6 protein-coding genes are annotated in these 12197 nt (G+C 51.1%); all 6 read right to left on the reverse strand.

The window, feature by feature from the left end:
• Positions 1 to 4 precede the first annotated feature (4 nt).
• The gene (locus SYN6312_RS20450; RefSeq protein WP_156804892.1) at positions 5 to 169 is read right to left on the reverse strand and encodes a DUF2442 domain-containing protein; all 165 of its coding nucleotides are present in this window, start codon (positions 167 to 169) and stop codon (positions 5 to 7) included.
• A gap of 365 nt (positions 170 to 534) precedes the next feature.
• Positions 535 to 1161: a chorismate lyase gene (locus SYN6312_RS00100; RefSeq protein ID WP_015122822.1), complete on the reverse strand. Its 627-nt coding sequence runs from the start codon at positions 1159 to 1161 to the stop codon at positions 535 to 537.
• A 70-nt stretch (positions 1162 to 1231) separates the two neighbouring features.
• Positions 1232 to 3154, reverse strand: a complete 1923-nt coding sequence (locus SYN6312_RS00105; RefSeq protein WP_015122823.1) for a hypothetical protein — start codon at positions 3152 to 3154, stop codon at positions 1232 to 1234.
• Between the two features lie 252 nt (positions 3155 to 3406).
• Positions 3407 to 4984, reverse strand: a complete 1578-nt coding sequence (locus SYN6312_RS00110) for an ammonium transporter (protein WP_015122824.1) — start codon at positions 4982 to 4984, stop codon at positions 3407 to 3409.
• 530 nt (positions 4985 to 5514) lie between these two features.
• Positions 5515 to 8205: an RNA helicase gene (locus tag SYN6312_RS00115; RefSeq protein ID WP_015122825.1), complete on the reverse strand. Its 2691-nt coding sequence runs from the start codon at positions 8203 to 8205 to the stop codon at positions 5515 to 5517.
• Entirely contained in the window at positions 8202 to 12191 is a 3990-nt protein-coding gene (locus tag SYN6312_RS00120) for a response regulator (protein ID WP_015122826.1), read from the reverse strand. The genes SYN6312_RS00115 and SYN6312_RS00120 overlap by 4 nt, the downstream gene beginning before the upstream one ends.
• Positions 12192 to 12197: the final 6 nt, after the last annotated feature.

Consider the following 12197-nt stretch of genomic DNA (forward strand, 5'->3'; position numbering starts at 1 on the left):
GCAGTTAAACCGTAGCAACTGATGATTTTTGGGCAATTCTCAGTAACCCGTTAATAGACAAATCCTCATCAATTAGGGGCCAGTGAATCCCATATCCAGCCGGGGAAACTTGATAGATAGAGCGTTCTTCTGGGCTGGCCTGGGCTAATCGTGGCGAAATTTCACTAATAGGGTGCGAGCAACTTGGTTATCTACCTTGAGAATGAGATCATCTCCCTCAAACTCCAGGGCCTGGACATGGTGAAACTTAGTCATTTTTATACTCAAAGTAGCGATTTCAAGCCTCAATAATTTCATCAAAATGTTGCAAGATTATTTTCAAAATTTCATGCCTATCCCGCTTCATTAAGTTGTGGCTATAGTCCTCTTCACTCTGACATGATTTAAGTAATTGGGAAGGGGAAAAAAGCCTTTAGAAGCCAAGGCGCACATCATACCTAGCTTCAGTCATTTTTTACCGCGCCAGGCCTGGGGCACAGTCTCTTGTACCAAGATGTTGACCTCAGAGCTTGAGCATGAGAATCACCGCTTAACCTAAGGATGACAACTCATCGGGCCCAGATAGCGACAGAGATAGGGTGAAAAAACTTCATAGATGACTGTTAACGGGCGATGGTCGTGCCAGAACAAGTAATGTCGGCCCCAAAACGGCCCGGTTTCCCCGAAGGCAGCCGCTAACTCTGGGGAATGACCCAAATAAACCCCCTGAATATCCCGATACAGTTCGACCTTTAGTTTGGCTAGACTGGCCCAAATGGGTAAAGCCCGGTTTTGGAGATATTCATCCACATGGGCAGCTTCCCACCAAGAAGTGGCATAGGCCAAACGTTGACCCGAAGCAGTCCGCAACCACACTTGTCGTCTGAGCCTTGGGCCAGGAATTGCCGCAATTGCCGGCGGAGCGTGATCTGCATCCAGGCCAACCAGAGACATATCAATCACATCCACCTCTGTAGGTTCCCCCGTCAGGAGTTGTAAATGCCGAGTCGGTGAGCCATCGCCCAAGATTAAAATCTGCCAGGCCGGGGCCAACAGGGCATGGGGTAATCCCACAGGAATCACATCCGTTGTTCCTTGCCAAACCGGGTCTAGGGCATACCAGGCCGGGACTTGCGGATCCTTGATTGCGGCGGCTGGCGTTAGAAACGGTTGAGAGGGCATAGGAGTTTGTGACAAAACTTTACTTCCCTTACTGTAACGATATTTGCCCCATCGCGTCCTCAAACTTCCCCTATCCCCCGACATGAATTCTCGGCCGTTGCTCAGGATCCGGTTCGGCTTGACGCAACACTTCCCGCGTCACTAAAGCGGTGTCTCCTTCGCCAAACAAGATAAAGCGGATTAAAAACTTAATCGGATGTCCCTCGGCCCAACCAAAGTAAACATGGGGGAGTTGGCCGGTATCATCCCGAATTTGGAGCAAAATTGCCGCAATGGCATTGGGAATCGCCGCGGCCTGGGTGCGTAAAACCCGCTGTTCTCCAATGGTTAGCCCCTGGACTCCAATGGTTTGGCTAAAGGTGGACGCATCAGCAACCTGCACCTCCAAAAATAGGACTGAATCCGTTGGCGGAATATGGTCATCCTCACGAACCCGCTGTTCCTTGGCCTGGTAGTCATTGGGGCCTGTATTGGCACTGTAGCGATGGGCAATCAGGCGAATAATCCCTTGATTGTTACTTTCCTGGTGAATAAACTCCATTGCCGCTGGATCAAAGCTGACCGACTCAATCCGTAATTCTGTAGAACGCCACACTCGGGAAATCAGGGAAATGATCACAACCACCCCAATAAAAAAGCTGGCAATCTTAATCCCTTCCGGTCGCTCGGCAATATTGACAAGAGTTGTATAGGCAAAAACCAGACTAATAAAGCCAAAGCCCCATTTAGCCAGGCCTGGGCGATGTCGAAAGACCAGGGTGACAGCGACAGCGGCCGAACTCATCAAGACCAAAACCCCGGTTGCATAGGCCGCCCCCTGGGCATCCACATTGGCCTGGAAGAGCACCGTAACGAAAAAAGCAATGGCGGTATAGACCAAGACCAAGGGCCGCCGCATTCTTGTCCAACTAGGGGCCATCCCATAGCGGGGTAAATAACGGGGAACCACATTCAACAGCCCCGCCATCGCCGAAGCCCCGGCAAACCACAAAATCAAGATGGTACTGATGTCATAAACTGTGCCAAACCCATTTCCCAAATACTCATGGGCCAGATAGGCGAGGGCCCGGCCATTGGCACTGCCTCCAGTTTGAAATTCTGCCGCCGGGATTAACAAAATAGTCACCAGACTACTGGATAACAGAAAGATACTCATCAGCACCGCCGCCAGACCCAGCATTTTGCCAGTATTCTTAATCCGGCCTATGGGTTGATCTTCTGTATCTCCGGCCCGACCCCGAATCAAAGGCATCACTACCACCCCGGTTTCAAAGCCCGATAGCCCCAACGCCAATTTAGGAAAGAGTAACCCTGCCGTCACCAGCAGCAGCAGTGGGTTTGGATAACTGGTCAAGAGGAGATTTTGCCAGGCCACCACCTGCCCCCAGTTTTCCATGACATGATAGCCAGCCACAATAATCGTGATGGTATTCAGGAATAAATAGACAACCACCAAGGGCACGGCAATCCCCACGGCCTCCCGAAAACCCCGCAGAAAAACAAGGGCGAGGAGGACAATCAAGACCAATGTGACGAGAACATTTTCCCCTGGAAACAGTCCCAGCCCCTGTACAAAGGGATTTTCTAAGAGGTGGGCCGTGGCATCGGCGGCGGAAATGGTGATCGTAATCATGAAGTCCGTAGCCATAAAGCCCAACAGGCCGAGAACCAATAATTTCCCCTGCCACCAAGGAAGCAGATGTTCCAACATGGCAATGGAGCCTTCGCCGTGGGGACTAAAGCTGGCCACCCGCCGATAAATGGGTAACGCGCCAAACAGGGTTAAGAGGATCAAAATCAAGGTTGCTACGGGAGAGAGGGCCCCAGCCGCCAAAGCCGCAATTCCCGGTTGATAGCCCAGCGTTGAAAAGTAATCCACACCCGTCAGACACATGACCCGCCACCAGGCCTGGGACTGCTCGTGCCCCTTTGCTGTATTTTCCCGTAATAACCAATGGGATAACTTGGCCGGGTAACGTGGGCGCAAGCGCATAGGAAATCCTCAAAAACTGAGGCACAACTGAATCACATCCAGGCCCTATTCTCTCCCATGATCCGCTTTCCAAAGCAAAGGCAAAGCTTAAGTTTATCGGGGTCGAGGGACTATATCTAAGCTGGTAGAAATTCTCAAGGCATTGCCTCAGAACTTTTTGCTGACCTGCTCCAATCTAGCCCCACATGGATAACGCCATAGCAGGATTGCAATCATTGTCAAAGATTAATCTGTCTGATCAGGCATCCAGCGTTAACGCTTGAGACTGATTTCGCTAGGAAAATCACCGCCATAGGCTGCCTCACCGTGCTCATGAATATCCAGGCCCTCATCCTCCACATCGGTACTCACCCGTAAGTCCATCACCAATGACAACAGTTTGAGAATAATGAATGTACCGACACCCGCTAACACCCAAGAAACGATGATGCTGGTGAGTTGAGGCAGCAGTTGGCCTGGATTGCCGTACAGTAAACCATCGGTATTGGCAAAACCATTGACCACTTTTGTGGCAAACACCCCGGTTAAAAGGGCCCCGACTGTTCCCCCCACACCATGAACAGGAAATGTATCCAGAGCATCATCAAACTTTAACTTGGCTTTTAAGTTGACGGCTCCATAGCAGCACAAGGCTGTAATTGCCCCAATAGCCAGCGCACTCAGGGGAGTCACAAAACCGGCCGCAGGAGTAATTCCGACCAGGCCAGCCACAAAACCACTTCCTAATCCGACAGCAGTGGGTACACCTCGTAGTAGCCATTCCGCCAACATCCACGTTAAGCCTGCTGCTGCTGCTGCAATTGTTGTTGCGACCACTGCCACTGTTGCTGAAGGTAATTTGGCCACATCACCGCCAATCCCTAAGGCACTACCCCCGTTAAAGCCAAACCAGCCAAACCAAAGCAAACCCACCCCGAGCAAAACAAAGGGCACATTGTGAGGCAACATGGGGGCAACTTGATGATCCTTGCGCGCCCCTAACATCCAGGCCGCCACTAAGGCCGAGACTCCAGAACTGATGTGCACCACCGTCCCCCCGGCAAAATCGAGCGCATTGATACTGCCTAAAAAGCCCCGTCCCCAAACCATGTGCGCTAAAGGCGAGTAAATAAAAGTTGACCATAGGATCAGAAACCAAAAGTAGGCCTTAAAACTGATCCGCTCCACAATCGCGCCTGACACCAACGCCACCGTAATAATGGCAAAGGTCATTTGATAGAGCATAAACAGTTCATGGGGAATGGTCGCGGCATAAATTCCACCGGGATCTGGGGCCAGATCAACACCATGCAACCCAATCCAATTCAAGCCGCCAATCAATGCGCCAATCCCAGTTTCAAAATTCTTGTCATTGAGGGAAACATGACTGAAGGCTAAACTGTACCCCCACAGCACCCAGGTTACCCCCACGACTCCCATGGAAACGAGGCTCATCATGATTGTGTTCAGGACGTTGCGGGAGCGGACTAAGCCACCATAGAAAAATGCCAGGCCGGGTGTCATCAACAAGACCAAGGCTGTACTGACTAACATCCAGGCTGTGTCGGCTGCGTCAATGGCCTTGTAGGGATCTGTGGCTGCATCTGCGGTTTGGGCCAGAGAACCCTCAGCGAATGGCCCAGCCAATAAACTAGAAAATCCAATCAGGCATAGAGGCAAGGCAAATAGAACAATAAAGCGGCGGGAGCCAGCCAAGGGAGCAGGGGGCTGGGAGAGATCAGCAAATCTTCGGAACGCTAACCAAAGAGAGGATATAGTTTGCCCCCAGGTCTTTGACTTGAAGTCAGTGTACCGAAAAAAACGCCACTTGGGAGTCGAAAATTTTGTCATTGTTGCTCAGTCCTTAGCCAAATAAAGGCGATATGAAAAAAAGCAGGTATCAAAAAATTTCCTAGCTATTGTCTATTGTGAAAACTCCTACACACTCAAAAACCTACAGTTAGACCTATAGCGGTGTATTACCTATTTTTGATAGGACAGACGCAGGCCTGGAAGAACTGGGTAGGCAGTATTCCGCAGCTTTAGGCGCACTTGCAAAAGTCCGTGTCTGGCTTTAATCAAATACTGCTGATTCAAGTGCTACCTCAAATAATTGAGTCCAGGTAACTTAACCTAGAGGTAGATTTAATCTGGTAAGACTTTAGGGAAGCATTATCAGAGACTATTAACTAGGCCATATCGTTATTTATTTCCTCAATTGCCCAGAAAAGCGATTAGGTCTTACTTGGGTTAAATGTTTTAGTTGCTTCATCTCTTACTATTACGAAAGCTCAGCTAGGACATTCTGTATCTAAGAAAACAGATTCTTGGTAAATTATTTACCTGGGTTCTCAGGCAAGGCGTTACTGCCCTTCTTAAATTCACGAACTGAGGCTGACTATATCCTGAGGATTGATATCGGGGTCTTCGACAAGTAAGTCATTAACGGGGAAGCGATCCAGTAATTGGCGGGCCTGGGTTGCCGATTTCTTCAGGGTTGGGCTGGCATGGGGCGCATGGGGAATTTGGGAGAGAACATCTAAGGTGCGGCGCAACAGACGGACTAAATCCCCCTGATCTAAGTTCGTAGCTTGGCAGAGAGCAGACCAGTCAATTCCTAAGGCCCAATGCTCCACCAGGCCGACTAAACCCGTTTCTAACCAGATCGGGAAAATCACTCGTTTGCGGCGCTGGGCCTGGAACAACTGGCGGCGGAGTGGGCGCAAGCTGCTTAAGGCCTCTTCAACTGGTGCAGAAAGAGCATAATCTGTCCAGCTATCGGGGCGGGGGGTTTCGGTGACTAAGGCGGCACAGGCGGCGGCTAGTTGTTGCGGGGGCAACTCATCCAAGGCTCCAGAATCGAATGCCAAGGCTAACCACAGTTCGTTCTCGCCCCGCAAGGAAGCCGCTAATTGCCCCAAGGGGGTAGCAACTAAATCCTCCAGGCCCCCAAACTCTTGCAAAATGGCAATTAAACTCAAAAAGTCTTCCCAATGGGGGTGGGCTTGCTGGCTCAGTTTTTCTTGGCGATCCACCAGGTCTGTTAATAATTTCTCCCGTCGTCGCCGTAATCGTAAAGCCGTCCCTGGATTCGCCCCCACGGGTAGGGTGGCCATTTCAGTCTCAATTTGGGCAATTTTCTGGGCCTGGGCCTGGACTTCTCGGGAAACATCGGGATGCATTTCCGGTAAAGCTTTGGCGATGTTGGCTGCTTCCGTAGGCCCGTTCCAGGAATACCCACGTTTAGGGGAAATGTCGGTAGGCCAGGCTGGGAACATCACTGGAGCTACCTCGCCAATGGCCTTGACCTGCTCCAATGCGACGACATAAAAGCGGTTATTAACTCCCCAACAACCTAAGAGGGGAAATTGCCCCGGCCCCGGCAGTTTGGCAGCAAGGATCGCCGTGAGATAGGCATCTTCCACCTTGGGATGGAGTTCGGTCGTATCCAAGCACACTAAAGTCCCTGGTTGAGCAACCAAAAGTTGGGGAACCCGCTGTTCATGGGCCAGGGCCTCGGCCTGGTGGCTCAGGGTTTTCAGGAGGCGTTGTTCTTGGCGGAGCCGTTCCCGCAGCTTTTGATAACGACTCAGGGCCTGGGGGTTGGCAGGATCTAGACGCTGGTTAATCTCTTCCAGTTCTACTTCTAGTGTCGTAATGGCCTGGCGTTGGGGAGCAAGGTGTAAGGTGGCAAGGTATTGGCCAAAACTGCGCTCAATCAAGTCTCTGGCTTCCTCTAAGGTATGCCGTTGCAGCAGATTTAAAACCATCCCATAACTGGGTGTAAATTGACTCACCAGGGGATCCGGGCCAACAGTAGCCAGATAGGCAGCTTCCCGTGCACCTTCAAAGGGGGTTTGCAAGGTCACCACATGGCCAATTTCATCCATCCCCCGCCGTCCGGCCCGCCCCGAAATTTGCAAAAACTCAGAGGCTGTTAGCAAGCGATGCCCAGAATCCGTGCGTTTGGAAAGAGACGATAATACTGTTGTTCGGGCTGGCATATTAATTCCCGCCGCAAGGGTTTCGGTGGCAAACACGACTTTGATTAAGCCTTCCTGAAAAAGCTCTTCAATTAGGGTTTTCCAAAGGGGTAAGACTCCGGCATGGTGGGCGGCAATCCCCTGGCGCAAGGGGGCAATGTGGGCCGTGGGAACAACAGCCCCATTACGGGTTAAGAACTCGTCCAAAATTTGGTTCAGGGCCTGGGATTCCTCTGGATTGAGGAGATTCACCCCCCCCATTTGTTGCAGGGCCTGGTCACAGCCGCGTCGACTAAAAATAAAGTAGATGGCTGGTAACATTTGCCGCTGGGCTAACTGATTGACCACATAAGCTAAATTGAGGAACTCTGGGCGTTTCCGGCCTCGGCCAGGAGGAGGGTTGGAGCGCAGTAAACGGGCATTGAGATGGGTTTTCTCACTATTTAGGAGAGGAAATAATCCCTTTCCCTGGCAAAAATAAAACTGTAGGGGAACAGGTCGCCAATCCGAATAAATCAGCCTGGTCTCCCCGTGCACGGCGGTAATCCAATCCGTTAGTTGTTCCCCATTGGCGATGGTGGCAGAAAGGGCGACTAACTGAATTTCGGCTGGACAATAAATGATTGACTCTTCCCACACAGTCCCTCGTTGCCGATCATTCATATAATGGCATTCATCTAAAACCACCGACTCGACTCCGGCTAAGGATGTGCCCACTTCCCCAATTGGCGTGCCATAGAGCATATTCCGAAAAATTTCGGTAGTCATGACTAAAATGGGTGCATCACGATTAATGGACACATCCCCTGTTAATAGGCCCACTTGTTCATGGCCAAATTGTTCCCGAAAATCCCGCAGTTTTTGATTTGAGAGTGCCTTTAAGGGAGTGGTATAAAAAACCCGTCGTTGCCGCGCCAAGGCCCGATGAATCACATACTCTCCAACCAGAGTCTTCCCAGAACCCGTGGGGGCACAGACGACAACAGAACAGTTTTGATTGAGGGCCTCAATGGCCTGGAGTTGGAAGTTATCTAAGGGAAAAGGAAATAATGCTGTAAATTCCTCTAACCCATAACTAGTTTGGTTCATGTGACTGGTTCAGAAACCAAAACTTCCCCCTGGAGCAAGCGATTTGCCGCATCCAATAACTGCTCCTCCAAGTAGGGTTTGGTGAAATAGCCTCGTGCTCCCAGTTGGGCAGCCATTTGCCGGTGACGATCTGCCCCCCGTGAAGTCAGCATCGCAATCGGTAGTTGGCTTAAAGTAGGATCTTTCTGCATCCGCGACAGCAACTCCAGGCCATCCATCCGCGGCATCTCAATATCGCAGAAAACTAAATCACAGGGTAAGCCAGAGCGGAGTTTTTCCCAGGCATCCTGCCCATCACGGGCTTGTTCAACTCGATAACCTGCTCGAGTAAAGGTCATTGAGAGTAATTCCCGCACCGTAATAGAGTCGTCAATAATCAACACTAGCGGTTCGGTCTTGACAGGTTCTTCCGGTAGGGGAGGCATTGGCGTACCCCAATCTCCAGGTTCGAGACGATTGAGAGAGAGATCAACTAACTCCAGAATGTCGGCAATGGCCATTGCACGTCCATCCCCTTGTACGGTAACTCCAGCAATCCCCATAGGCTTGGGAACCGGCCCCGCCAGTTGCTTAATCACAATTTCCTGCTCACCAATGACCTGATCCACTTGTAGGGCAATCAAATCATCGGCACTGCGGAGAATGACAACGGAAATGACATCTTCCTCATGACTGGCTCCACCATAGACATTACTTCGACTAATTTGTCGTCGATAAGGAAGTAAATCTGTCAACCGCCGGAATGTCAACTGCCGATCCCGCCAGGCCAGTTTCTGCTCACCGTCCTCACTCACCTGTAAGCGATCTTCGGGAATATCTAGCATATCTTCCACACCATCAATGGGGAAGGCAATCCGGCAGTGATTATCAATACAACAGAGGGCTTTTGTAATACTCAGAGTCAGAGGTAAGCGAATTGTGAAGGTTGTGCCTTTACCGAGGGTGGAATCAGTGTTGATGCTGCCGCGAATTTCCTCAAGGCTAACCCGGACGACATCCATACCCACGCCACGCCCGGCCAAATCATCGGCCTGATCCTTGGTGCTAAACCCAGACCGAAAAAGGAGACCATAAATATCTTGGCGGGTCAGGTGATTAGCTTCAGAAGCAGAAATAATTCCAGTGGCAATGGCCTTGGCTTTAACCCGTTCCGAATCAATCCCATGGCCATCATCACTGACGGAAATAATCGTCTGACTACCCTGGTAAAAGGCCCGGATCTTCACAGTTCCTTTTTCTGGTTTCCCCTTGGCCCGACGCTCCTCTGGGGTTTCAATCCCGTGATAGATAGCATTGTTGATCAGGTGGGTCATGGGATCGTAGAGCCGCTCAAGAATCCCCTTATCTACGAGAATTCCTTCGCCTTCAATTTCCAGGTTGGCTTGCTTGCCACATTTGCTGGCAATTTGGCGAACGGCACCCGGTAAGCGTGTGGCCATTTCTCGGAAGGGCACCATTCGGGAACGACTCAAACTTTCTTGGACTTGGGTGGTGACTTGGCGGAACATCCGGGTTGTTTGCTCAACTTCATCAACCACATATTCAATGTCGGAGGCAGCCTCTCGAACGCGAACAATTCGTTCAATAACTTCCTGGGAAAGGGTATGGAAGCCAGTGAACCGATCCATTTCCAGGGAGTCAAATTGCACCCCGGTGGCATGGTTAGGGTCATTGGCACTCTCCCGCCCAAAGCCGCGAGGTTGAGAAATGCTGCTGAACAAAGAGCTTTCGAGGAGGGAACGGTCGTATAAATCCTGCATTTGTTGGCTGACATCCCCCAACTGCTGAACTTGATAGAGGAGGTTATCTAAAAATTGTCGGAGCCGCTCTTGGTTATCTTCTAAGGCATTCCGATTAACAACCAATTCCCCGACTAGGTTGTTGAGACCATCTAAATGCTTGACAGAAACCCGCATGGTTTGATCAAAGCCTGCACTGGCACTACGCCGAGTCGTCCGCGGACGTAAATTGAGGGCGGGGGAGATGGGATCAGCGGAGAGGGCTGGATTGGGGGTTAAGTCGGTGAGTAGGGAATCAAACTCCCTCAGTCGGTAGGCTGGAACGGATTCAGTGCCGGCAACGGGTTCCTCAAGGAGCGATTCTAGGTCATCCCAGGCCGGAGTTGGGTCAGCTACAGTCTCTGGGGCTTGAGGTGGAGCTTCAGCTAGGAGGGCATCAAGGTCTTCAAAGTCAACCGTAGGCACTGGGGTAGCAGCCACCCGCCCCGCAAAAATTTCACTAATTTCGCTCAGATCATTGAGAATATCATCTTGATCTGAAACCATACCAGGACTAGGTAAGGGTTCATCGGCAGTAGCGGCCATGAAGGCTTCTAAATCAGCTGAAGTTGCCAGTTGTTCTAAATTCTCCTGATCCCCCAACGAGCTAAGTTCTGGGGCTGGGACAATCAGTTCATCAAGAACGGCGGCCACCTCTGTAGATTCGCGCCAATCCGAGGTAGGAGTCTCGACCCGGCCGGGAGGTGTCAAAGCCTCTAAGGTGGCAGGGGTGATTTCCTCTGCCAAGAAGGTATCTAAAAATTCACTGTCAGCGGTTAAATTGGCTTCGCTTTGATCAATGCCCTCCAGCAAGGTATCAATCAAGCTCCCCAAGCCAGCCGCATCAGCAGGAATCTCTAGGGACTGGGGTTCTAGGGGCTGTGATGCCGTTGTTTGGGCAAAAAAGGTAGCTAGGTCAACTTCTTCATCACGCACGCCACCGCTGGCAAGGGGGTCTGGCTCGGAACTCGTGAAATCTAAACCGCCCAACTCAGCTAGATCCTCAACTGCTGCGGTTCTCTCCCCAAATAGACCCGAGAGATCCATCTCATTGCTAGCTCCGGCTGCTGCCGCCGTGCTTTCTAAAAATTCGGAGAGATCATCATCGGCATCAATCACAGGCTGAGTGGACTCAAAGCCATAGTCCAGGCCTGGCCAAGGGGGAGGCAGTTCTCCAGAAAGCTCAAAAATATCATCTAATTCACTCAGATCCGCTTCCGTTGTCTGCCAGGCCACCGCTTCTTCCCTTAATTCGGCGGCAATTACCTCTGGTTCAGAGGGGAAGAACTCCCTGGATGCTTCTAATGCTCCAATTGGGTCTAGTGTGGCCATGGGCATCACTGCCTCTGGAAGACTCTCCTCTAAGACCAATGGGGACTCAAGAACCGGTTCAACCGGTAAGAGAGGCAGCATTTCCGGGGAAAGGCGAATCTCACCCTCTTGCTGGGCTAGGACGAGATCACGGGCCGCCTTAATGTCTTTAATGATGGTGGGGGCCAGGGCCAAAAGGCTATTGTCAGGATTAGCAATGGCCCGCTCGGCAGCCTCTAATAGGTTGACCCAGGCCTGCAGATCAAAGGGTTCTCCCAACTGCCCTAAGCTAACACAAGCGGCTTGTAACTCTTGACGAATCTCCGGGGAGTCCGCCTGCTTGAACAGTTGCAACATCCCCCGGAGCCGTTCTGGGACATCGGTTTGAAACACAAATTCCCGCCCATCGCTAGGTTCGGCTATTGCAGTGGGGGCGATCGGGATAGAAGTCAGAGTAACAGCAGGTGTGGGTGCGCCGGACACTAAACCACTCAGATGAGCCTCTAACTGATCAAAGACAGGTTCAGTTTGACTCAGGGCCTGGTTGGCCACCTCTTCAGATAGGCCAAAGGGGCTTTGGAGTTCGTCTAAAAGTTCTCGTAGGGCATCAAACCCCTGTAAAAAAAGAGTTTCTAAGGTTTCATCTACCCGGACGGGATGCTCCTTAAGGATCTTGAAGTAGTCCTCTAGTTTGTGGGAAATTTGCTGAATGCTGTGCAAACCCAGCATAGCTGCCCCACCCTTAACGGAATGAGCGGCCCGAAACATCTCACTCATGGCTTCCGGGTCATCAACCACCCCCTGCAAATTCATGAGGCTGGTCTCAATGGTGGTTAAATGCTCTTGAGCTTCCTCAATGAAATAGCCTAAGATGCGCTTTTGCTGATCAGTCTGCATCGCCCA

The organism is Synechococcus sp. PCC 6312 (genome assembly GCF_000316685.1).
Lineage (GTDB): Bacteria > Cyanobacteriota > Cyanobacteriia > Thermosynechococcales > Thermosynechococcaceae > Pseudocalidococcus.